The organism is Streptomyces sp. 6N223, assembly GCF_052246635.1.
Taxonomy (GTDB): Bacteria; Actinomycetota; Actinomycetes; order Streptomycetales; family Streptomycetaceae; genus Streptomyces.
On the sequence record NZ_JBQQCA010000011.1, the window covers coordinates 22,289 to 44,162 of the forward strand.

General features: G+C 72.9%; 17 protein-coding genes and 1 pseudogene. 12 read left to right on the forward strand and 6 right to left on the reverse strand.

The annotated features are described in order from the left end of the window. Positions 1-50 precede the first annotated feature (50 nt). The 4 genes and pseudogenes from ACTWQH_RS09695 to ACTWQH_RS09710 all read left to right on the forward strand — a co-directional run bounded on the left by ACTWQH_RS09695 (position 51) and on the right by ACTWQH_RS09710 (position 4,725). Complete coding sequence (locus ACTWQH_RS09695; protein ID WP_443285994.1) at positions 51-1,391, forward strand: UDP-glucose dehydrogenase family protein; 1,341 nt, start codon at positions 51-53, stop codon at positions 1,389-1,391. A 91-nt stretch (positions 1,392-1,482) separates the two neighbouring features. Beyond that, positions 1,483-2,928, forward strand: coding sequence for an APC family permease (locus tag ACTWQH_RS09700; RefSeq protein ID WP_443285995.1), 1,446 nt, complete (start codon positions 1,483-1,485; stop codon positions 2,926-2,928). Positions 2,929-3,084: 156 nt separating this feature from the next. Continuing rightward, positions 3,085-3,840 (forward strand): annotated as a pseudogene (locus ACTWQH_RS09705) (GH12 family glycosyl hydrolase domain-containing protein); the annotation flags it as partial. A 117-nt stretch (positions 3,841-3,957) separates the two neighbouring features. Further along, a complete protein-coding gene (locus ACTWQH_RS09710; RefSeq protein WP_443285996.1) occupies positions 3,958-4,725 on the forward strand; it encodes a GNAT family N-acetyltransferase in 768 nt (255 codons plus the stop codon). Between the two features lie 18 nt (positions 4,726-4,743). On the opposite strand, the gene ACTWQH_RS09715 is transcribed toward ACTWQH_RS09710, so the two are convergent. Further along, entirely contained in the window at positions 4,744-5,280 is a 537-nt protein-coding gene (locus tag ACTWQH_RS09715; protein WP_443285997.1) for a CGNR zinc finger domain-containing protein, read from the reverse strand. Between the two features lie 101 nt (positions 5,281-5,381). On the opposite strand from ACTWQH_RS09715, the gene ACTWQH_RS09720 reads away from it, so the two are divergent. After that, positions 5,382-5,759, forward strand: coding sequence for a VOC family protein (locus ACTWQH_RS09720; protein WP_443285998.1), 378 nt, complete (start codon positions 5,382-5,384; stop codon positions 5,757-5,759). A gap of 18 nt (positions 5,760-5,777) precedes the next feature. Here the strand turns inward: ACTWQH_RS09720 and ACTWQH_RS09725 are convergent, their stop codons facing one another. Then, positions 5,778-7,070, reverse strand: a complete 1,293-nt coding sequence (locus ACTWQH_RS09725) for an LCP family protein (RefSeq protein ID WP_443285999.1) — start codon at positions 7,068-7,070, stop codon at positions 5,778-5,780. A 119-nt stretch (positions 7,071-7,189) separates the two neighbouring features. On the opposite strand from ACTWQH_RS09725, the gene ACTWQH_RS09730 reads away from it, so the two are divergent. After that, positions 7,190-7,732, forward strand: coding sequence for an acyl-CoA thioesterase (locus ACTWQH_RS09730; protein WP_443286000.1), 543 nt, complete (start codon positions 7,190-7,192; stop codon positions 7,730-7,732). Between the two features lie 30 nt (positions 7,733-7,762). On the opposite strand, the gene ACTWQH_RS09735 is transcribed toward ACTWQH_RS09730, so the two are convergent. Together ACTWQH_RS09735 and ACTWQH_RS09740 are read right to left on the reverse strand one after the other, a co-directional pair. Beyond that, entirely contained in the window at positions 7,763-8,716 is a 954-nt protein-coding gene (locus ACTWQH_RS09735) for a DNA-3-methyladenine glycosylase family protein (protein WP_443286001.1), read from the reverse strand. An 18-nt stretch (positions 8,717-8,734) separates the two neighbouring features. Further along, positions 8,735-9,988, reverse strand: coding sequence for a peptidoglycan recognition protein family protein (locus ACTWQH_RS09740; protein ID WP_443286002.1), 1,254 nt, complete (start codon positions 9,986-9,988; stop codon positions 8,735-8,737). Between the two features lie 96 nt (positions 9,989-10,084). On the opposite strand from ACTWQH_RS09740, the gene ACTWQH_RS09745 reads away from it, so the two are divergent. The 4 genes from ACTWQH_RS09745 to ACTWQH_RS09760 all read left to right on the forward strand — a co-directional run bounded on the left by ACTWQH_RS09745 (position 10,085) and on the right by ACTWQH_RS09760 (position 16,317). Then, positions 10,085-10,858 carry a TIGR03089 family protein gene (locus ACTWQH_RS09745; RefSeq protein ID WP_443286003.1) on the forward strand — a complete coding sequence of 258 codons (774 nt, stop codon included), beginning with the start codon at positions 10,085-10,087 and terminating at the stop codon, positions 10,856-10,858. A gap of 588 nt (positions 10,859-11,446) precedes the next feature. Continuing rightward, a complete protein-coding gene (locus ACTWQH_RS09750) occupies positions 11,447-12,493 on the forward strand; it encodes an LCP family protein (RefSeq protein ID WP_443286004.1) in 1,047 nt (348 codons plus the stop codon). 166 nt (positions 12,494-12,659) lie between these two features. Beyond that, positions 12,660-14,411 carry an LCP family protein gene (locus ACTWQH_RS09755; protein ID WP_443286005.1) on the forward strand — a complete coding sequence of 584 codons (1,752 nt, stop codon included), beginning with the start codon at positions 12,660-12,662 and terminating at the stop codon, positions 14,409-14,411. A 142-nt stretch (positions 14,412-14,553) separates the two neighbouring features. Next, complete coding sequence (locus ACTWQH_RS09760) at positions 14,554-16,317, forward strand: LCP family protein (protein ID WP_443286006.1); 1,764 nt, start codon at positions 14,554-14,556, stop codon at positions 16,315-16,317. A 4-nt stretch (positions 16,318-16,321) separates the two neighbouring features. On the opposite strand, the gene ACTWQH_RS09765 is transcribed toward ACTWQH_RS09760, so the two are convergent. Continuing rightward, on the reverse strand, positions 16,322-17,374 hold the full coding sequence (locus tag ACTWQH_RS09765; protein WP_443286007.1) for a glycosyltransferase family 2 protein: 1,053 nt from the start codon (positions 17,372-17,374) through the stop codon (positions 16,322-16,324). A gap of 283 nt (positions 17,375-17,657) precedes the next feature. Between ACTWQH_RS09765 and ACTWQH_RS09770 the strand changes: the two genes are divergently transcribed. Beyond that, positions 17,658-18,680, forward strand: coding sequence for an LCP family protein (locus ACTWQH_RS09770; RefSeq protein WP_443286008.1), 1,023 nt, complete (start codon positions 17,658-17,660; stop codon positions 18,678-18,680). 230 nt (positions 18,681-18,910) lie between these two features. After that, positions 18,911-19,663: a GntR family transcriptional regulator gene (locus ACTWQH_RS09775; RefSeq protein WP_443286009.1), complete on the forward strand. Its 753-nt coding sequence runs from the start codon at positions 18,911-18,913 to the stop codon at positions 19,661-19,663. A 64-nt stretch (positions 19,664-19,727) separates the two neighbouring features. Here ACTWQH_RS09775 and ACTWQH_RS09780 read toward each other — a convergent pair whose 3' ends face one another. Beyond that, positions 19,728-21,812, reverse strand: coding sequence for a SpoIIE family protein phosphatase (locus tag ACTWQH_RS09780; protein WP_443286010.1), 2,085 nt, complete (start codon positions 21,810-21,812; stop codon positions 19,728-19,730). Positions 21,813-21,874: the final 62 nt, after the last annotated feature.

Consider the following 21,874-nt stretch of genomic DNA (forward strand, 5'->3'; position numbering starts at 1 on the left):
CAGCGCAGGCCCACTCGCCCCTCTCAGTCCTTCTCACCGGGAGCCTCTCCATGACCCCCAAAATCACCGTCATCGGCACCGGATACCTTGGCGCCACCCACGCCGCCGCCATGGCCGAGCTGGGCTTCGAGGTGCTGGGTCTCGACGTGCTTCCCGAGAAGATCGAGCGGCTCAGCCAGGGGCACTCCCCGATGTACGAGCCGGGGCTCGACGATCTGCTGCAGCGGCACGTGGCGGGCCTGCCCGGCTCCTCCGGCCGCCTGAGCTTCACCACCTCCTACGCCGACGCCGCCGCCTTCGGCGATGTGCACTTCATCTGCGTCAATACCCCGCAGCGCCCCGGCGAGTACGCGTGCGACATGAGTTACGTCGACGCCGCGGTCGACTCCCTCGCGCCCCACCTCACCCGACCGGCGCTGGTCGTCGGCAAGTCCACCGTCCCCGTCGGCAGCGCCGCCCGGCTCGCCGCCCGCCTCGCCGAGCTGGCCCCGGCGGGCGAGGACGCCGAGCTGGCGTGGAACCCCGAGTTCCTCCGCGAGGGCTTCGCCGTCCAGGACACCCTCCACCCCGACCGCATCGTCGTCGGCGTCACCAGCGAGGGCGCCGAGACGCTGCTGCGCGAGCTGTACGCCACCCCCATCGCCGAGGGCTCGCCCTTCCTCACCACCGACATGCCCACCGCCGAGCTGGTCAAGACCGCCGCCAACGCCTTCCTGTCCACCAAGATCTCCTTCATCAACGCCATGGCCGAGGTCTGCGAGGCGGCGGGGGGCGACGTGGTGCGGCTGGCCGAGGCCCTCGGCCACGACGAACGGATCGGCCGGAAGTACCTGCGCCCGGGCATCGGCTTCGGCGGCGGCTGCCTCCCCAAGGACATCCGCGCCTTCATGGCCCGCGCGGGCGAGCTCGGCGCCGCCGAGGCGCTGTCCTTCCTCCGCGAGATCGACGCGATCAACATGCGCCGCCGTGTCCTCATGGTCGAGCTCACCCGCGAAACCGTCGGCGGCTCGCTCCTCGGCAAGCGCGTCGCCGTCCTCGGCGCGGCGTTCAAGCCCGACTCCGACGACGTCCGCGACTCCCCGGCGCTGAACATCGCGGGCCAGCTCCACCTCCAGGGCGCCGAGGTCACCGTCTACGACCCCAAAGCGATGCGCAACGCCCAGGCGGTCTTCCCCACCCTGCGGTACGCCGCCACCGCCCTCGACGCGGCGCAGGGCGCCCACGCCGTCCTCCACCTCACCGAATGGCGCGAATTCCGCGACCTCGACCCCGCTGCCCTCGGCGACGCCGTCACCACCCGCCACATACTCGACGGCCGCAACACCCTCGACCCCGCGGTATGGCGCAAGGCCGACTGGACGTACCGCGCGCTGGGCCGCCCGACGGCCTGACGCCAGCTCACCGGAACGTAATTGGGAAATACGTCCGGAAGGATTGTCCCTCGCCTTATTCGCGGCATGAGGTCTGCGCTATCGTCCCCGCATGTCAGAGAACACGGGGACGAAGACGGACAGTCCGTCCGAAGCGGCGGGGGACACCACAGAACTCAAGCGCGTCATGGGGCCCGGGTTGCTCCTGTTGTTCATTGTCGGGGATATTCTCGGCACCGGGGTCTACGCGCTGACGGGAAGGGTGGCCGCCGAGGTCGGGGGCGCGGTGTGGCTGCCCTTTGTGTGCGCGTTTGCGGTAGCGATGCTGACCGCCACGAGCTATCTGGAGCTGGTGACGAAATACCCGCGCGCCGGGGGCGCGGCGGCGTTCTCGCACCGGGCGTTCGGGATCCACTTTCTCACCTTTCTGGTGACGTTCGCGGTGATGTGCTCGGGTCTGACCTCCGCCTCCAGCGCGTCGGAGGCGTTCTCGGCCAACCTGCTGTCGGCGCTGGACGTCGAGGGCGAGCACGCCCGGGTGACGCTGGTCATCGCGCTGGCGTTCATGTCGCTCATCAGCCTGGTCAATCTTCGCGGAGTCGGAGAAAGCGTGAAGGCGAACATCGTTCTCACGCTGATCGAGCTCTCGGGCCTGCTGATTGTCATTGGTGTCGGCGTGTGGGCGATGACCCAGGGAGATGCCGAATTCTCCCGGATCACGGAGTTCGACACGTCCGGTGGTGAAACCGCGTTCGGCGCGGCGACGGCGGCGACCGCGCTCGCGTTCTTCGCGTTGGTGGGATTTGAGGACTCCGTGAACATGGCGGAGGAAACGAAGGATCCGGTCAGGATTTTTCCCCGGATGATGATGATCGGCCTGTGCGTCACAGGCGTGATCTATGTGCTTGTGGGGGTCGCGAGTGTCTCGCTCGTCGAGCCCTCCGAACTCGGTGAGGGCGAAACGCCGCTGCTGAAGGTCGTCGAGGCCGGGGCACCGGGATTTCCCATCGATCTCTTCGCGTGGATCACGATGTTCGCCGTGTCCAACACCGCGCTCATCAACATGCTGATGGCCAGCCGCCTGCTGTACGGCATGTCGCGGGAGCGCTGCCTGCCGGAACCGCTGAGCCGGCTGCTGCCGACGCGGCGGACGCCGTGGGTGGCGATCGTCTTCACCACGCTGCTGGCGTTCGTGCTGATCGGCTACGCCGACCTGGCGGCGCTGGGCGGCACGACGTCGCTGCTGCTGCTGTGCGTCTTCGCCGTCGTCAACGTCGCGGTGCTGGTGCTGCGACGCGACCGGGTGGAGCATGCGCACTTCCGGGCACCGACGGCGCTCCCGGTCATCGGCGCGGCGATGTGCGTCTACCTCGCGACGCCGCTGTCGGGGCGGCCCGGCGACGACTACCAGATCGCGGGCTGGCTGATGCTCGTCGGCATCGGCCTGTGGGCGTGCATGTGGCTGGGCAACCGCTACATGGCGGCCAGCCGCGCGAAGGCCCCGGCCCCGGCCGAGGGCGGGGACGGCGGCGATGGAAAGGGCGGCGCCGCGGGCTGAATATCGCCGGTCGCCCCGGCCAGGGGCAGGTGCGGGCCGTCTTGTCATCGGCTGCGCCTGCCCCTAGAGTCCGCCGCGAGTTGGTTCTTGGGAGCGCTCCCACTGCTGCGCAAAGCGGCATACCCCCACACCGCCCCCCACATCAGAAGGAGCCCCATGAAATCCCGCATACGCTCCGCAGCGGTTGCGGTCCTGGTGGCCGTCGCGTCGATGGCCGCCTTCGTGACGGCGACGCAGACCTCCCAGGCGCAGGAGCAGATCTGCGACCAGTTCGGCACCGCCACCATCCAGGACAAGTACGTGGTGCAGAACAACGCCTGGGGCACGACCGAGGCGCAGTGCATCAGCGTGACCGGCAGCGGGTTCGAGGTCACCCAGGCGGACGGCAGCGCCTCCACCGACGGGCCGCCCAAGTCGTACCCGTCGGTGTACCTCGGCTGCCACTACACGAACTGCTCGCCGGGCACGAACCTGCCGCTGCAGATCAGCTCGATCTCCAGCATCCCCAGCGAGATCTCGTACACCTACGTCGACAACGCCGTGTACAACGCCTCCTTCGACATCTGGCTCGACCCCGAGCCGCAGACCGACGGTGTCAGCCAGACCGAGATCATGATCTGGCTCAACCGGGTGGGCCCGATCCAGCCCATCGGCTCGCAGACCGGCACCGCCACCGTCGCCGGTCAGCAGTGGGAGGTCTGGACCGGGAACAACGGGACCAACGACGTGATCTCGTTCGTCGCCCCGTCGGCCATGAACAGCTTCAGCTTCGACGTCATGGAATTCATCGGCCAGGCGATCGGCGCCGGGCTGGCCACCGATCAGTGGTACGTGACGAGCATCCAGGCCGGGTTCGAGCCCTGGGAGGGCGGCGTCGGCCTCGGCGTGAGCTCGTTCTCCTCGACCGTGAACTGACCGGCCGCCCGCAAGAGCCCCGGTCATCCGCAGCCCCGGTCGTCCGACCTCCGCGCCTCTTCGCGGCCGCGAAAACCGGATGACCGGGGCTCCGGCGCGACCGGACAATCGCGTATGGACGCCGACACTCGCCAGCCGACGCCGCTGGCCGCGCACTGGCCGCTGCTCGGCCTGCGCCTGACCACCCCCCGCCTGGAGCTGCGGCTGCCCAGCCCCGACGAGCTGGCCGAGCAGGCGGACCTCGCCGCCGACGGCGTGCACGACCCCGCCCGGATGCCCTTCCTCGTCCCCTGGACCGACCTGCCGCCGAAAGAGCGGGCCCGCTCGGTCGTCCTCCACCACTGGCGGTCGCTGGGCGCCTGGACCCCCGAGTCGTGGTCGCTGCCGCTGGCCGTCTTCGCCGAGGGCCGCGTCGTCGGCCACCAGTCGCTCAGCGCCCGCGACTTCGCCGTGCTGCGGCAGGTCGGCAGCGGCTCCTGGCTCGGCCGGCGCCACCAGGGCCGCGGCCTCGGCACGGAGATGCGCGCGGCCGTGCTGCACCTGGCGTTCGCCGGGCTCGGCGCCGAGGAGGCGCTCTCCGGGGCGTTCGACGACAACCCCGCCTCGCTCGCCGTGTCGGAGAAGCTCGGCTACGAGCGCGACGGCGTCGATCGGCACGTGGTGCGCGGCCGCGCCGTCGCCGAGCACCGGCTGCGGCTGACCCGCGCCCGCTGGGAGGCGTACCGCGCACGCCGCCCCGGCGACACCCGTGCCCCCGTCCCCGTCCCCGTCACCGTCTCCGGGCTCGACCCGTGCCTGCCGTTGTTCGGCGTTGCGAACGCCGCTGCGAAGGCGACACCCGAAGCGCTTGTCACTGGTGACACCTCTGGCGGCAGGCTCTGACCACCCGTGGCCGCGGCGTTACGCCGGGTTGGCGTTACGCCGCGCCCGGTACGCGCGCATCTTGGCGCGGGCACCGCAGACCTGCATGGAGCACCAGCGGCGGCGGCCCGCCGGGCTGTGGTCGTAGTAGGCCCACCGGCAGGTGTGGGACTCGCACGCCTTGAGGCGTTGCCAGGTGCCGTCGGCCTGGGCCGCGGCGACGGCGGCGGCGACGCGCGCGGTCAGGGCGGCGACGGGGGGCAGGCCCGGGGCCGGGTCGAGGGCGGCGGCGCCGGTGGGGGAGAGGCGGAGGGTGAGCGGCGCGGGCAGCGGGGCCGGCATCTCGTCCGCCGGGATGTCCACGCCCGCGTGGGCGAGGCAGGCGGCGCGCAGCGCCTCGCGCAGGCGCTGAAGTTCCGGGACGGCGGAGTTGGGGAACTCGGGCAGCCCGTGTCGGCGGGAGAAGTCGGCGCGGCCTCGGGGGGTCGCGAGCTCGTCCTCGTCGGCCTCGATGTCCCAGGTGTTGATCAGCGCTTCGACGAGGACGAGGCCGGAGGGGGTGGATCTGTCTCCCATGCTTGCCACGTTACCGTCGGGCCGCCATTATGGGGTAACTAACATTGGTTACCCCTAGATGGCCTTAAGGGGTAACGAAAGAGAGGCAGGAGGAGGCCGTCATGGCTGTCGCGACATTCGGTGTCACCGTGCTCGACTGTCCCGACCCCCGCGCGCTCGCCGAGTTCTACGGCGCGGTGCTGGGCTGGGAGCTGAACCCGGACGCCGAGGGGGAGGACTGGGCCGAGCTGAACGGGCCGCACGGGCGGGCGCTGGCGTTCCAGCTCTCCGAGGGCTACCAGCCGCCGCGCTGGCCGGGCACCGAGCACGGCCAGCAGTTCCACCTCGACCTGGACGTGCCCAGGGAGCAGCTCGACGCCGCCGAGGAGCGGGTCATCGCCCTCGGCGCCCGCCTGCTGGAGGGCGACGAGGGCGGCAAGCGGGCCTGGCGGGTGTACGCCGACCCGGTGGGGCACCCGTTCTGTCTGTGCGCGTGCTGAGCGGGGCGAGCCGGGGGGCTACCCCACCTCGTCGCTGACGGTGATCTTCTCGTCGTTGCGGATCTGGTTCATCAGCCGCTCCGTGCGCTCCTCGTCCCACAGGACCGTGGAGCCCAGTGCCCCCCCGTCATGGCCGGGGTTCTCGACCGGGATGTTCATCTGCTTGGCGTCGCGCATGGCGTAGAAGACCGTGCGCAGGTCCCACAGGCTCATGTCCTTGTCCACGATCAGCGAGTCCAGCCCGGCTCCGAGAGTGGGGTAGAGGCGGAAGGGGTTGAGGATCGTCCCCATCGACGCCATCTTGTCGGAGATCGTGCCCAGGAACTCCTGCTGGTTCCGGGTGCGGCCCAGGTCGCCCTCGGCCTCCTGGTAGCGCTGGCGGTTGAAGGCGAGGGCCTCGGCGCCGTTGAGGTTGTGGCAGCCCTTGTCGAAGTCGGCGCCCGAGTTCTCGTCCTGGACGGGCTCGTCGAAGCACATCTCGACGCCGCCGAGCGCGTCCACGACGTTGGCGAAGCCGCCGAAGCCGATCTCCATGTAGTGATCGATCCTGATGTCGAGGTTGTATTCGACGGTCCGGACAAGCAGCCACGGACCCTCGTACGAATACGCGGTGTTCAGCTTCTGCTGCTCCGGCTCGTAGCGATTGCCGCTCTCCGAGCCCGTGAACGCGGGGATCGTCACGAGCGAGTCGCGCGGCAGGCTGATCATGGTGTTCCCGTTGTCGCCGACGTGCAGCAGGACCATGGTGTCCGTGCGCTGGCCCTCGGGGTCACCGGTGTGCAGCTCGTTCCGCTCCTCCTCGCTCAGGCCCTCGCGGCTGTCGGAGCCGACGATCAGGTAGTTGGTGCCCTCTCCGGACTCCGGCCGGTCCTCGACCATGGACAGGTCCACCTCGCGCCGCAGCTTGCTGTCGGCCCAGAAGAAGGTGCTGGTGGCGACGATGACGAGGATGATGACCAGCGCGAGCGCCGAGTACGCGACGCGGCGCGGCCAGCGGCGTTCGCGCGGCTCCTCGTCGTACGCCGAGGGGTCGGGCGGCGTGGGCGGCTGCGGGCCCTGGGGGCGGCGGGCGCCCCGGTAGACCTGGCCCTCGTTGTACTCCGGCGCGGCGTTGTAGGGGTCGCCGCCGGCGGCGCCGTACGCGTCGTGCTGGGGTGATCGCGGTCCCGGCGGGGCGGGCGGCGGCACGTGCTGGACGTGGGGCATCACCCGGGCGCCCTCGGGGTTGGGGTTGCCCCCGGAGTTGCCCCCGGGGTTGCCTCCGGCGCGCCTGCGGTCGTTGTCGGTCCATCCGTCGGGCCAGTCGCTCATGGCACAGCAGTCTGCCCACACGAGGCGGCCGGGGGGAAAGCCGGGGGGCGGGAATGTGGCAGAGCTGATGCAAACCCGGGGGAAGTCCTCTGGCCGCGCGCCCCGCTTACGCTGGCCGTATGACGCACGTGACCGACGCGACCGACCATCCGGGCGAGCCGGCGGGCAAGCCGACCGAGGCCTCCCGCATCACCCTGTCGCGCATCATGACGCACAACGACGTCAACCTCCTCGGCACCGTGCACGGCGGCGTGATCATGAAGCTGGTGGACGACGCCGCCGGCGTGGTGGCCGGGCGGCACTCGGGCGGGCCGGCGGTCACGGCGTCCATGGACGAGATGGTCTTCGTGGAGCCGGTGCGGGTCGGCGACCTCGTCCACGTCCACGCCCAGGTCAACTGGACGGGCCGGACGTCGATGGAGATCGGCGTGAAGGTGCTGGCCGAGCGGTGGAACGAGGCAACGCCGCCGACGCGGGTCGCCACGGCGTATCTCGTCTTCGCCGCGGTGGACGACGACGGGAAGCCGCGGCCCGTGACGCCGGTGATCCCGGAGACGGACCGGGACCGGGGGCGCTACGAGGAGGCGCAGATCCGCCGCACGCACAGGCTGGCGCGGCGGCGGGAGATCCTGGAGCTGCGGGAGCGGAGCGAGCGCGGCTAGCCGGGGGCACAGCCAGTCCTGCAGCCTGTCCTACAGCCGGGCGATGTCCATGCGCCGTGCGCGCGGGGCGCGGCGCGCGGGCGCGCGGCCCGTCAGCAGGATCAGGCGCGCGGCGCGGTACCGCTGCCCGGCGTACGGCGCCAGCAACTCCAGCATCCGCGCGTCGTCCGCCCCCCGCCGCCCCGTGAGCGCGTAGCCGACGATGCCCGGCAGGTGCAGGTCGCCGACGGTGACGGCGTCCGGCGCGCCGTTGGAGCGCTGCAGCGTCTCGGCCGCCGTCCACGGGCCGATGCCGGGCACCGCCCGCAGCCGGGCCATGGCCTCCGGCAGCTCCATCGCCGTCGCCTCCTCGAGCCGCCGCGCCAGCCGCACCGCGCGCAGCACCGCCGAGGAGCGCTGGCCGTCCACGCCCGCCCGGTGCCACTCCCAGGACGGGATGCGGGAGAAGACGCGCGGCTCCGGCATCACGTACATGCCGCCCACCTCCCCGGCCGGGCCGGGCGCGGGCTCGCCGAAACGCCGCAGCAGCAGGCGCCAGGCGCGGTAGGCGTCGTGGGTGGTGACGCGCTGCTCCAGGATCGAGGGGATCAGCGACTCCAGGACAAGCCCGGTGCGGACCAGCCGCAGGCCCCGGTGGCGGCGCTGTGCCTCGGCCACCAGCCGGTGGTGCGGCACGAACGCCTCGGGTTCGTCCTCGGCGCCCAGCATCGCGGGCAGCGCGTCCAGCAGCCACTCGGCGCCCGGGCCCCAGGCGGTCGCCCGGATCCGGGGGCCGGGGACGAGGCGGAGGGCGGCGGGGCCGTGCGGCGTACGGGTGGCGCGCCACACGGTGCCGTCGGGGTCGGCGCGGTAGGCGGGGTCGTACGGGCCGCGCGCCAGGACGCTCAGCGTGCGGTGCAGGTCGTACGCCTCGGGCGGAGTCCAGTCACGGTCGAGGGGGGTGGGCGGGGTGGGCGGCGTGGGCGGGGCGAGCGGGTCCGGCATGGCCGGTAAGGCTAGCGCCTAGCGCCCCTGAAGCCTGGCAGCCGTGCTGCGTACGGTGGACAGCTCGTCGTAGAGGCGCTCGCCCGGGCAGGCGGTGGCGTAGCCGTCGCGGTGGCCGGAGATGTTGTTCAGCCGCACCTCCGTGCCGGCCGCGTACTTCCCGCCGCCCGAGATCCGCACCTGGGACTTGGTGGGGTTGACGCCGAAGAGGCCGAGCTTCCAGGCCGTCAGCTTGGCCAGGCCTTCCAGCGCGCGCTTGCTGGGCTTGGTGTCCTCATAGCTGCCGAGGACGGCGACGCCCATGCTGTTGTGGTTGTGGCCGTAGGTGTGGGCGCCCTGCACCGGCTCGGTCACGCCCCCGGCGCGGCCCTCGTAGATGGTGCCGCAGCGGTCGACGAAGAAGTTGTAGCCCACGTCGCGCCAGCCGAGGCTCACCACGTGGTAGCTGTAGATGCCCCGGATCACGCTGTCGGCGTTCTTGCAGGCGTAGTCGTTGCTGCCGGCGGTGTGGTGGATGAACGCCGTGCGCACCCAGTCGGTGTAGACGAAGCCGCTCTCGCGCAGGCTCTCGTCGGCGCCCCAGCCGGAGCGGGTGACGATCGGCGGCCGGGGCCCGACGAACTCGGCCCCGGCGGGCAGCGCGACGGCGTCTTCCCCGGCCTCTTCCCCGGCCTCCTCCTCGACTTCGTCGGTCGCCTCGGTCGCCTCGGTCGCCTCGTCCGAGGAGGGCGTCACGGTCATCGGGTCGATCAGCTCGACGCGCAGCCCGTCGGGGGACTCGCCCCCGACCGCCACCCGCACCTGGACGGCGTCCGACGCGCCGACCCACAGGGGGGCGGTGCCGCCGCGCACCGTACCGTCGCCCGCCTCGGCCGCGCCGGGGTCGGGGGCGTGCTCGCCGCCCGCCTCCAGCTCCTGCCAGCCGGACCATTCGCCGGTCCCCGCGTCCCGGGTGCGGACCTCGACGCGGCCGTCGAGCGCTGCGCCCGGGTCGGACCAGACGACACCGAGGAGCGAGAACGGCTCGGTGGGCGTGACCGGCAGCCCCTGGAGCTGGGCCTGGGAGCCCTCGCCGGGCGCGGCGCCGCCGCCCGGGTGGGTGGTGTCGGACAGCGGGCGGAGGGCGAGGGACTGGATGCCGTCGGCCGCGCCGGCCGTCGGCAGGGGGGCGTTCGCGGCGGCGTCGGCGGGGGCGCCGGCCTGGGCCTGGGAGGCGCCGAGCGGCACGAGCAGCGGGACGACGAGGGCGGCGAGGGGAAGGAGAACGCGCATGACAACGATGTTTGACATACCACCACAAAGCTGTCCATTCGGACTGACCCGCTCGGAGGCCCGGCCCCGCGTCCCGCCCCGCGTACCCTTCTCCCGATGAACGCCGCGAAGAACGCCGCGAACGCCGCCGACCGCACCCCCGCCGAGCTGCTGCGATCCGCCCTCGCCGCCGACGCCGCCCGCCCGCTCGTCACCTACTACGACGACGCCACCGGCGAGCGCGTCGAGCTGTCCGTCGCCACGCTCGCCAACTGGGTGGCGAAGACCGCGAACCTGATCCAGGACGAGCTCGCCGCCGAACGCGGCGACCGCATCGCCCTGCTGCTCCCCGCCCACTGGCAGACGGCGGCCTGGCTGCTGGCCTGCGCCGCCGCCGGCGTGGTCGCGGACCTCGACGGCGACCCGGCCGCCGCCGATGCGGTGGTCAGCGGCCCGGACGGGCTCGAACGGGCGTTGGCCTGCCCGGGGGAGCGGATCGCGCTGAGCCTGCGCCCGCTCGGCGCGCCCTTCCTGGCCCCGCCCGAGGGCTTCACCGACTACGCCAGGGCCGCGCCCGCGCAGCCCGACGCCTTCGCGGCGTACGACCCGCCGGGGCCGGACGACCCCGCGGTGGTGGTCGGCGGGCGCGAGCTGAGCGGCGGGCGGCTGGTCGAGCTGGCGCGCGCCGACGCCGCCGCGCGAGGGCTGGGGCCCGGCGACCGGCTGATGTCGCTGATGGGCTTCGGCACGTGGGAGGGCGTCTCGGCGGGCCTGTTCGCGCCGCTGGCCGCGGGGGCCTCCGTCGTGCTGTGCCGCAACGCCGAACGCCTGGACGAGGCCGGGCGCGACGCGCGGGCCGCGAGCGAGCGCGTCACCCACTTCGCGGCGTGACGGTGGCCGGGTCGGAGCACCGGCCCCAGGATCGTGAGCATGAGGGTGCCGCGACAGCCCGCCTACCACCGGCTCACGCCGCCGTACGCCACGACGCGCGGGCGCGGCCGTGGCCGCCGCCCGCGCCTCACGGCGTGGCTCGGCTGGCTCCGCTCGCCGCGCCGGCGCGCGGGCTCGCGGGGTCCCTGTCCGGCGGGCTCGGCGCGCTGGCGTCCCGGCCGTCCGGGGTGGCTTCGCCGCCGCGCGGATGGGCCGGCCTCGTCCGACTCGCCTGATGGGCCGCGCTCCTGTCCTGACCCGCAGCGGGCGGAGGGCCCGTCGCACGGGCCTCGCCGGGCGGGCCCGGCGCGCTGGCTTCGCCGCCGCCCGGACGGCCCGGACGGCCCGGGCGGCCCGGACGCGCCGAACTCGCCGCACGTCTGCACGGCCCCGCGGCGCCCGCGGCGCTGGTCGCGTGCGCCGCGCCCGGGCCGTCCCGGCGAGCGGCGCCGCGCCGCCTGGCGGCACGCGGGCTCGCCGCGCCTGACGCGCCTGACTCGCTGGGCGGGCCACCGCCCGCGCCTGCCCCGCCTGCCGCGTATGCCCCGCATGCCGCGCCCGCCCCGCTGGCTGCGCTGGGTCGCGCTCGGCCTGGCCCTCGTCGTGCTGGCCGTCGCCGGCGTCGGCTGGGTGATGCTGCGCAGGCTGGACAACAGCATCGTCGCCGACGTGACCACCGCCCGGGAGTTGGAGCGCTACGAGGAGCAGCGCCCGCCGCCCGCCCCCGGGGACGCCAAGAACGTCCTGCTGATCGGCACCGACCGCGCCAAGGGCGGCGGGCAGCGCTCCGACGTGGCGATCCTGCTCCACCTCGCGGGCGACCGGGAGAGCGCCACCGCCCTGAGCGTGCCGCGCGACCTGATGGTGGACATCCCCCGCTGCGACGGGTCGGCGCCGCGCCGCGCCCAGTTCAACTGGGCCTACGAGGCCGGGGGCGCGTCCTGCGCCATCCGCACCCTGGAGGGCGTGACCGGCATCCGCGTCGACCACCACGTCGTCATGGACTACGAGGGCTTCAGCGGCATCGTCGACGCGCTGGGCGGGGTGGAGATGTGCCTCGACCGGCCGCTGAACGACCGGCTCGCCGGGCTGCGGCTGCCCGCCGGGCGGCAGACGCTGACGGGCGAGGAGGCGCTGGCGTACGTCCGCGCCCGCAAGGATCTGGGCGACGGCAGCGACACCGCGCGGGTGGAGCGCCAGCAGCAGTTCCTCGACGCGCTCACTCGGGAGATCACCGACAGCGGCGTGTTGCTCAACCCCGCCAAACTTTTCCCGGTACTCGACGCCGCCGCCTCATCGATCACAACTGACACCAGACTTGACTCACTTGTAAAGCTCTACGACCTGCTCCGCGAAGTTCGTTCCGTTCCCTCCGCACAGTTCCGGTTTCTGACGGTTCCCAGAGTGTCCGATCCGGCCAGCCCCAACCGCGACGTGCTGCGCCAGCCCGCCGCGAACGACCTGTTCAAACGCCTGCGCCTGGACCGGCCACTGCCCGGCGAGGGGGGTGGCGAGGCGCCCGGGACGCCCACGCGAACACCCGCCGCCGACCACGCGGCGCCGGGCCCCGCGTCCACCGCGACCACGTGCAAGTGAAACCTGAACACCAACGCGATTAAACAGTCGGAAAAGGGTAACTAGCCGGAGGATTGCCCCCGCCTCCGCAGGTGGCATGCGTCACCGTCGTCGCGCCCCCGGGAACTCCCGGGCTAGGGTGAGCCGTCACATCCTCTAAGTCGGCACACGGAGGGCGCACGGTTAGGTGGACGCGCAGGGACGTGGCGGCGCGGGCGACGAGATCGATCCCGCGGACCAGTGGGTGTACAACCCGGACACCGGCGACTTCGAGCTGAGGGTGTCCGGACCGCAGGCGTCGTACGGCCAGGGCCGTCACGCCTCGCAGGCGCCCCCCGCTGCCTCACCCGCCGCCTCGGCCACGCCCTCACGCCATGACGTTCCGCCACGGCAGCGTCGCGGCCCGCAGTCCACCGAACGCCCCCGCCCCGGCAGCGGCACCGGCGACGACCGCCCGCTGCCCGGGCAGCGCGACCGCCGCGCCGCGCCGCACAGCCGCCGCAAGCCCAAGGCGAAGAGGGTCCGCAGCCGCAAGAAGAAGGCGCTGATGTGGGTCGGCGGCGGCATGGCCATGCTGCTGGTCACCGGCTGCGCGCTCGCCGGATACATGTACTGGCGGCTGAACGCCAACATCACCTCGACCGAGGTCGTCGGCGAGGAGACCGGGTACGAGGACGGCGATCCGGTCAACGTCCTGTTCATCGGGACCGACAACCGCACCGGCAAGGGCAATACGGGATACGGCAACGAGGGCGACTCCGGCCGCGCCGACACCACCGTGCTGATGCACTTCTCCGCCGACCGCGAGCACGCCACCGGCCTGAGCATCCCGCGCGACCTCATCACCGACATCCCCGAGTGCGAGGTCAGGAACGAAGACGGCACCACCTCGGCGATACCGGCCAGCGAGGACGTCCGCTTCAACGAGGCCCTCGGCGTGGGCGGCCGCGACCCCGGCTGCGTCTGGCGAACGGTCGAGAAGCTCACCGGCGTTGAGATAGACCACTACATCATGGCCGACTTCAACGCCGTGAAGGATCTCTCCAGCGCCGTGGGCGGCGTTCCCGTCTGCCTCGAGGAGCCCATCGACGACCCGAAGTCGCACCTGCAACTCGACGCCGGCGACCACGAGCTGGAGGGCGAGGAGGCCCTGGCGTTCGTCCGCACCCGGTACTCCGTCGGCACCGGCAGCGACCTGAGCCGCATCGAGCTCCAGCAGCAGTTCCTCGCCTCGATGGCCCGCGAGATCAACTCCATCGGGTTCGACGGCCTCGGCAGCAAGATGTGGAACCTCGCGGACACCGCCACCAAGGCGCTCACCGTCGACAACGGCATCGACAGCGTCCGCAAGCTGTACGACCTCGCCAAGGACCTCGGCCGGGTGCCCATGTCGGACATGAGCTTCCTGACCGTCCCCGTCGTGGACAACACCGACGGCGCCACCGTTCTCGTCGACGAGCCGAACGCCGAGCCCATCTTCGAGATGCTCCAGCAGGACATCTCCATGACCGGCGACGGCAAGAAGGGCAACGGCGGCAACGGAGGCGGAAGCCAGCAGGAGATGGCGCCCCCCGAGGAGGTGCGCGTCGACGTCTACAACGGCGGCGAGGTCGTCGGCGCCGCCCAGGAGACCGTCTCCTGGCTCCAGAACGAGATGGGCGTCCCCCTGTCGACCAACGCCGGCAACGCCGCCGAGCCGCAGGAGAAGACCACCCTGGAGTACGGCCCCGACCAGGCCGACCAGGCCGCCAGGCTGGCGGACATGATGGATCTGAAGAAGACGATGCTCCAGGAGGGCACCACCAACGCCGGGGAGGAGCCGATGGTCCTCACCCTCGGCAACGACTTCAACGGCGCGGGAGAGCCCATCGGCGGCCCGCCGCGGAAGCCCGACAACGTGGAGAGCATCACGGCGGACGAGGAAGTCTGCGCCTCATAACCGGCCACATAACGAATCGGAAACACACTCGGCACAACCAACGGGCGCGGAAAACCGTCCCATCTACAGCCGGCACGAACGGGGCCGCCCACGGGGGCGGGCGGGGCCGGACGACACTCGGAAGATCTTGGGGGATCTGCCCATGCGGAGGACCCGTATACGTGAGGAGGGCGGCGGCCCGCGCGCGGACGCGAACGCCGACGACGGCGCCGCGACAGGCGCCGCCCTGGTACGCGGGCCCGACGACACCGCCAACCTCGGTACCAGGCTGCTTCCCGGCCAGCGGCCGGAGAGCGAGCCGCAGGGCGAACCCGCCGCCGAGCCCGGGGAGCCCGGTCGGCGGCGCAAGGGGAAGAAGCCGAAGAAGCGCAAGCCGCTGTGGCGCCGCATCCTCGTCTGGACCGCCGGCTCGCTGGCGTTCCTCCTGGCGGCCCTGGCCGTCGCCGGCTGGCTCTACATACGCCACCTGAACAACAACCTCACCAAGGAAGAGCTCAACCTCGGCGATAACCCCCTGGAGGGGCCCGAGCCGAACGCCGCCGGCCAGACACCGCTCAACATCCTGCTCCTCGGCTCCGACAGCCGCGAGGGCCTGAGCGAGGAGGAGCAGGAGGCACTGCACACCGGAGACGCGGCCGGGAATCGCGCCGACACCCAGATCCTGCTGCACGCCTCGGCCGACCGCAGCAACATGACCCTGATCAGCGTCCCCCGCGACACCCAGGTCACCATTCCCCGCTGCACCGACCCCAAGACCGGCCAGGTGTATGAGGAGACCTACGACTCCATCAACAACTCCATCTCCCACGGCGGCCCGGGCTGCGCCGTCGCCACCTGGGAGGAGCTGACCGGCATCCCCATCCAGCACTTCATGATGGTGGACTTCGAGGGCGTGGTGGAGATGGCCGACGCGGTGGGCGGTGTGCCGGTCTGCGTGGACGCCAATGTGAACGACCCCGACTCCGGCCTGTACATGGAGGAGGGCGAGCACACCATCCAGGGCGCGCAGGCGTTGCAGTGGCTGCGCACCCGGCACGGCTTCGAGGACGGCAGCGACATCGGCCGCGCCAAGGCGCAGCAGATGTATCTCAGCAACATGGCGCGCGAGCTCCAGGGCAGCACCTCGCTGACCGATCCCGCCGAGCTGATGAACCTCGCCGAGTCGGCGACCAACGCCCTCACCGTCGACCACGGCCTCGGCTCCGTGCAGAAGCTCTACGACCTCGGCGAGGACCTGCGGCAGGTCCCCAACAAGCGCGTCAACATGGTCACGATGCCCTGGGAACCCGACCCGGAGAACCCGACGGTCACGGTCGTCCCCGCGCCGGGCACCGCCGAGAACCTGTTCTCGCTGGTCCGCGAGGACATCCCGATCGACCGGCCCGAGCAGGCGAACGACGCGCCCGAGGAGCCGCGGGAGTCGGAGTCGCCCGAGGAGAGCGCGGCCCCCGCCGACCCGGAGGCGGAGATCCCGGTCGCGGTGCAGAACGGCACCGGCTACGGCGGTCAGCTCCCGGTGGACGGCCGCGCGGGCGACATCACCGAGGAGCTGGTGCGCCTCGGCTTCGCCTCGGCCGTCACCGACCTGACGCTGGCGTCGGAGGAGTCGACCCTCCTGCTCTACCCGGCCGAGGACGACCGCGCCAACGCCGAGGCCGTGGCCGAGGCGCTGGGCGTGCCCGGCTCAGCTCTGCGGATATCCCCGAGCAGCACGCAGATCACGCTCGTCGTCGGCGCCGACTGGGCCGAGGGCACGAGCTACCCCGCGCAGGACGACGGGGGCTCGGGCGGCTCGGGCTCCGGAGGCTCGGGCGGTGGGGGGAACACCCCCATCAACCCCGACGACATCATCTCCGGGCAGGACAAGAACACCTGCATGGCCGTCAACCCCGTCTATACCTGGTAGGGCCCTACACCTGGTAGGGCCTGGCCGACTCGGGCGCGGCGGGCTCCCGCCGCGAGGCGATCACGCGCCGCGCGAGCTTCCTGGGGCTGGTGAGGAATCCCCAGCCCCAGGAGAGGTGCATCGTGGCCAGCGCCAGCGGGATACGCGCCCGCACGCCCGGGGGGAGGCCGCGCCCGGCGGGCACCGAGCCGAGCGCGACGCCCGCGGCGTACGCCGCCGGGACCGCCAGCGCCCACGGCGTGAGCACCGCGCCCGCCACCAGCCCGGCCACGATCGCCAGCAGCGCGGCGGGCGGCGCGAGGTAGCGCGCGCTGATCGAGCCGGAGTGGTACCGGGCCACCACGCGGCGCCAGCGCCCGTAGTTGCGGTACTGCGTGGCCAGCGCCCGCACGCTGGGCCGCGGCCGGTAGGAGACCAGCAGCTCGGGCGAGAACCAGATCAGCCCGCCCGCCTGCCGGATGCGGAAGTTCAGCTCCCAGTCCTGGGCCCGGATGAACTCCTCGTTGTATCCGCCCTGCTGCTCCAGCACCTCCCGCCGGAACACCCCGAGATACACCGTCTCCGCCTCGCCCGCCTCGCCCCCGGTGTGGAAGGCGGCGTTGCCGACGCCGATGCGGGAGGTCATGGCGGCGGCCACGGCCTTCTCCCAGGGCGTGTCTCCCTCGGCGTGCATGATGCCGCCGACGTTGGCGGCGCCCTTCTCCTCCAGCAGCCGCACGGCGGTCGCGATGTATCCCTGCGAGAGCATCCCGTGGCCGTCGACCCGCACCACCACCGGGTGCTTCGAGGCGGCGATGGCGGCGTTGAGCCCGGCGGGGGTGCGGCCCGTGGGGTTGGGCACCGTGCGCACCCGCTCGTCCTCGGCCACCAGCTCGGCGGCGATCTCGTCGGTCCGGTCGGTGGAGGGCCCCAGCGCGATCACCACCTCGATCTCGCCCGGGTAGTCCTGCTCCAGGATGTGCCGCACCGCGCCGCGCAGATGTCGCTCCTCGTTGAGGACGGGCATGATGACGGAGACGGGCGGCACCGAGGACGGGGTCGTGGGAGTGGTGGTCACCGGCTCACGTTACCGCGATCGAGGGACCCGGAAGCGCGCCGCCCGAGGGCGTAGATCGTATCGGCTTACGGTGGCGGCGATGCCTGCCCGCCCGCACCTCCCACGCCTCCGCCCGCGCCCGGCTCAACGCCTCCGCCCGCGCCCGGGCTATCGCCCGCGCCTGCGTGCGCGCCCCCGTCCCCGCCCCCGTCCGCGTCCGCGCCCCCGCCTCCGCCCCCGCCCGCGTCCGCGCCTGACGCCGCGGGTCCGCCGCCTGGCGCTGCGCTCCGCCGCCACCCTCGCCGTGCTGGTCCTCACCGCCAGCGGCGTCGGCCACGCCATGGTCAGCTCGGCCGAGCGGGAGCTGACCCGCGTCGACCCCTTCCGCGGCCTGCCGGACAACGACCGCCCCGCCGACGACGGCGGCGAGGATCTGAACATCCTGCTGATCGGCACCGACTCGCGCGACGGGTTCAGCGAGGCCGAGCGCGACAAGTACCACCTCGGCGGCGTCTCCTGCTACTGCGCCGACACGATCATGCTGGTGCACCTCTCCGCCGACCGCGAGCGGGCCAGCGTGGTCAGCCTCCCCCGCGACTCCTACGCCGAGCTGCCCGCCCACGAGTTCGCGCCCACCGGCGGCCGCCACCAGGCACACGCCGACAAGCTGAACGCCGCCCTCTCCCACGGCGGCCCCTCGCTGATGGTCCGCACCGTGGAGCGGATGACCGAGCTGCGCGTCGACCACTACCTGGAGGTCGACTTCGCCAGCTTCATGAACGCCGTGGACGAGATCGGCGGCGTCGAGGTCTGCACCAACCGCCGCCTGGAGGACGACTACTCGGGGCTCGACCTGCCCGCGGGCAGCCACACCCTCGACGGCGCCACCGCGCTGGCGTACGTGCGGGCCCGGCACGTGGACGGCAGCTCCGACCTCGGCCGCATGGAGCGGCAGCAGCGGTTCCTCGCCGCCTTCCTCGACCGGGCCGTCAGCAGCGGCGTGCTGCTCAACCCCGCGCGGCTGAGCGGCACGGCGCAGGCGCTGCTCGGCTCGGTCCGCGCCGACCCGGGCTTCGGCGCCGAGGAGATGCTCGACCTGGCGGGCGCCATGCGGGAGTTCAAGCCCTCCGACGCCCGCTTCGCCTCCGTGCCGCTGTCCGACCACAACCGCACCGTCCCCGGCATCGGCTCCACCGTCGCCTGGGACCAGGACAAGGCCGGGAACCTCTTCGCGGCGCTGCGCGAGGACCGCCCGCTGCCCGACACCGACGGCGACCCCCCGCGCCGTTCGTCCGGCGCCGACGAGGACCGCGAGGACTGCTCCTAGCGACCCGTGACCCGCGCGGCGGCGTATGAAGCGGTCTTGCGAACACATTTCCACACGTGACGACGCACCTTCGCGTGCTTCGCCGACTCAATCGGCCAGAATCCGACCTGTCGGTCATCACTTCGGGTGATTCCATGGCCGGGCCTTGCGGGCGGCGACCCTCTGTCGTCAAGCTGTTGCTGTTCGTTAGTACGAAACGCACGAAACGGGAGAACCCCTGGGAGGGGCCGGTGCCGTTCGGTGAGCAGCCCGCATATCTTCGCGTCGCGGACGACCTTCGACAGCAGATCGCCAACGGCACCCTGCCGCCGCATGCCAGGCTGCCCTCGCAGGCGAGCATTCGCGCCAAGTACGGCGTCTCCGACACGGTCGCCCTGGAGGCGCGCAAGGTGCTGATGGCCGAGGGCCTCGTCGAGGGCCGCTCCGGCTCCGGGACGTATGTCCGCGAGCGGCCCGAGCCGCGCCGGGTCTGCCGCAGCGGGTACCGCACGCTCGGGGAGTCCAGCCCCTTCAGGCAGGAGCAGGCGGACGAGCGGGTGCGCGGCAGCTGGGAGGCGGTGAGCGACCGCATCGAGGCGAGCGACGCCATCGCGCGGCGGCTGCGGATCGAGCCGGGCGAGGAGGTGATGTGCACCCGGTACCTGCTCCGCACGGGCGGCGAGCCGGTGATGCTCTCCACCTCCTACGAGCCGCTGCGCATCACCGGCCGCACGCCGGTGATGCTGCCGGAGGAGGGACCGCTGGCCGGCCGCGGGGTGGTGGAGCGGATGGCCGCCATCGACCTGGTGGTGGACAACGTGGCGGAGGACGTGATGGCCCGCCCGGCCCTGGCCACCGAGGCGCGCCAGCTCGGCGGCGTGCCGGGGCACCCGGTGCTGGTGATCGCCCGCACCTTCCGGGCGGGCTGCCTGCCGGTGGAGACGGCGGACGTGGTGGTCCCCGCCGACCGGTTCCGCGTCGCCTACCACCTGCCCGTCCGCTAGGGCCTGTCGCCCGGAGAGGGCCCGGGGCCGCCGTGGCTGCCGGGGCCGGGAGGGCCGGGAGGGCCTAGGAACCCAGCCGCGCGGCGAGCAGCGCGATGTCGTCCTCGGGGCCCGGGCCGATGGTCTCGATGATGCGGTCGCACAGCGCCTCCAGCGAGATGCCGGGACGGGCGGTCCTGCTCAGCAGGTCGCACAGCCGCCGCATGCCCTCGTTGATGTCGCCGCCGCGCGTCTCGATCAGCCCGTCGGTGTACATCACGAGCATCGCGCCGCTCGGCACCTCCACCCGCCGCTCCTCGATCACCCCGCCCTCGACGCCGAGCGGCACGCCCGAGGGCAGCTCCAGCAGCCGGGCCGTCCACTCCCCGGGCCGCTCGGGGTGACGCGGGTCGCCGGGGGCGTAGAGCACCGGCGGCATGTGCCCGGCCTTGGCGAGGGTGCACCCCCGGTCGTCCGGGTCGAAGACGGCGTACAGGCAGGTCGCCATCATCGGGTCGTCGGGGTGGCGGGCGATGTCCTCGCTCAGGTCGTTGACCCGGCGCAGCAACTCGGCGGGGGAGAGGTCGAGCCCGGCGAGGGTGCGCACGGCCGTGCGCAGCCGCCCCATGGTGGCGGCGGCCCGCAGCCCGTGCCCGGTCACGTCGCCGACGACGAACGCCACCCGTCCGCGCGTCAGCGGGATCACGTCGAACCAGTCGCCGCCGACCTCCGACCCGACGCCGGCGGGCACGTACCGATAGCTGACGCCCACGCCCGGCAGCGAGGGCACCGAGCGCGGCAGCAGGCTGCGCTGGAGGGTGACCGCGCGCTCGCGCTCCTGGGCGTACAGGCGGGCGTTGTCGAGCGAGACCCCGGCCCGGGCGACGACCTCGGTGGCCAGGGAGAGATCCTGCCGGTCGAAGGGGGCGCGGTCCTCGGCGCGGGTGAGGGTGAGCAGGCCGAGCACGGTGCCGCGGGCGGGCAGCGGCGCGGTGATCATCGAGTGGATGCCGAGGGCGTGCGAGGCGGCCGCGTTGCGGTCGCCGGGGGCCGTGGCCAGGATCTCCTCCTCGGAGGAGTACAGGCGGGGGGTACCGCTGAGCACGGCCGCCCCGATGACGTTGCGCGGATCGGCCGGGAACTCCTGGCCCAGCCGCATCATCTGCGTCACCTCGGGGCTGCTGCGCTTGGCGCCGACGGCGACCCGCACGAGGCGCTGGTGCGGGATGTCGCCGGGCCGGGGCAGGTCCCCGCCGTTCGCGACCGGCTCGAGCAGCGTGACGGAGGCGTAGTCGGCGAAGCGGGGGACGAGGAGCCGCGCCAGGGTGTCGCTGATGCGCCGCACGTCGAGCAGGTTGGCCAGGGCGGAGCCGATGTCGTCCAGCAGGGCCAGGCTCTCGCGGGTGCGCTCCACCCGGACCAGGGACTCGATGCGCTCGGTGACGTCCATGCTGACGCAGCCGACGCCGAGGGTGCGGCCGTCCCGGTCGGTGAGGCGGCTGAGGGAGAACGAGTGGGCGGCCCCGTCGTCCGGGGTGGAGATGACCAGGTCGACCACGGGGCGGCCGGTGCGCAGCACCTCCCCCTGGAGCCGGTGGATCTCCCGCGCCATCGGCGGCGGCAGCAGCTCCAGCGCGGTCCTGCCCACCAGCTTCTCGGCCGGGGCGTCGCCGAGGCGGGCCAGGGCGTCGTTGAGGCGGACCAGACGCCGGTCGGTGTCGAAGATCCCGATGCCCTGCGGCAAGGCGGCGAAGAGCGCGTCGAGGGTGGCGAGGTCCTGCTCGACGGCGTCGAGGCGGCTGGTTTCGACGAGATTGGCGAGAATGCACGGGACCCCGTCGTCGTCGCGCAGCAGCGAGGCCCGCGCCTCCAGCGACACGACGTGGCCGTCCCGGTGGCGGAGGGCGAGCGTGCCGCGCCAGTGGCCGTCGCGCAGCAGGGCGCGGTAGACCGCGGTGCCGGGGGCAGGGCGGCCCGCGGGGACGAAGTCGCTCAGGTGGCGGCCGACGGCCTCCCGCTTCGGCCAGCCGAGGATCTCCTCGGTCACGGGGCTCCACAGGGTGACCTGACCGCGGGCGTCGAGCATGACGATGCCGACGCGGAGCAGGTCGAGCAGCGAGCACGGACGCCCCGTCGCCGCGAGGTCCGAGCCACGCCCAGAATGTCCCATATATACGATTGTGCCCCCGCGGGATGGAACCGCTCTCCTCAGCGCCCGGCCGCCTCGGCGCC

What these genes read in the sequence shown, in the direction of transcription:
- ACTWQH_RS09695 (WP_443285994.1), top strand. Translation starts at nt 51, where the DNA reads ATGACCCCCAAAATCACCGTCATCGGCACCGGATACCTTGGCGCCACC.
- ACTWQH_RS09700 (WP_443285995.1), top strand. Translation starts at nt 1,483, where the DNA reads ATGTCAGAGAACACGGGGACGAAGACGGACAGTCCGTCCGAAGCGGCG.
- ACTWQH_RS09710 (WP_443285996.1), top strand. Translation starts at nt 3,958, where the DNA reads ATGGACGCCGACACTCGCCAGCCGACGCCGCTGGCCGCGCACTGGCCG.
- ACTWQH_RS09715 (WP_443285997.1), bottom strand. Translation starts at nt 5,280, where the DNA reads ATGGGAGACAGATCCACCCCCTCCGGCCTCGTCCTCGTCGAAGCGCTG.
- ACTWQH_RS09720 (WP_443285998.1), top strand. Translation starts at nt 5,382, where the DNA reads ATGGCTGTCGCGACATTCGGTGTCACCGTGCTCGACTGTCCCGACCCC.
- ACTWQH_RS09725 (WP_443285999.1), bottom strand. Translation starts at nt 7,070, where the DNA reads ATGAGCGACTGGCCCGACGGATGGACCGACAACGACCGCAGGCGCGCC.
- ACTWQH_RS09730 (WP_443286000.1), top strand. Translation starts at nt 7,190, where the DNA reads ATGACGCACGTGACCGACGCGACCGACCATCCGGGCGAGCCGGCGGGC.
- ACTWQH_RS09735 (WP_443286001.1), bottom strand. Translation starts at nt 8,716, where the DNA reads ATGCCGGACCCGCTCGCCCCGCCCACGCCGCCCACCCCGCCCACCCCC.
- ACTWQH_RS09740 (WP_443286002.1), bottom strand. Translation starts at nt 9,988, where the DNA reads ATGCGCGTTCTCCTTCCCCTCGCCGCCCTCGTCGTCCCGCTGCTCGTG.
- ACTWQH_RS09745 (WP_443286003.1), top strand. Translation starts at nt 10,085, where the DNA reads ATGAACGCCGCGAAGAACGCCGCGAACGCCGCCGACCGCACCCCCGCC.
- ACTWQH_RS09750 (WP_443286004.1), top strand. Translation starts at nt 11,447, where the DNA reads ATGCCGCGCCCGCCCCGCTGGCTGCGCTGGGTCGCGCTCGGCCTGGCC.
- ACTWQH_RS09760 (WP_443286006.1), top strand. Translation starts at nt 14,554, where the DNA reads ATGCGGAGGACCCGTATACGTGAGGAGGGCGGCGGCCCGCGCGCGGAC.
- ACTWQH_RS09780 (WP_443286010.1), bottom strand. Translation starts at nt 21,812, where the DNA reads ATGGGACATTCTGGGCGTGGCTCGGACCTCGCGGCGACGGGGCGTCCG.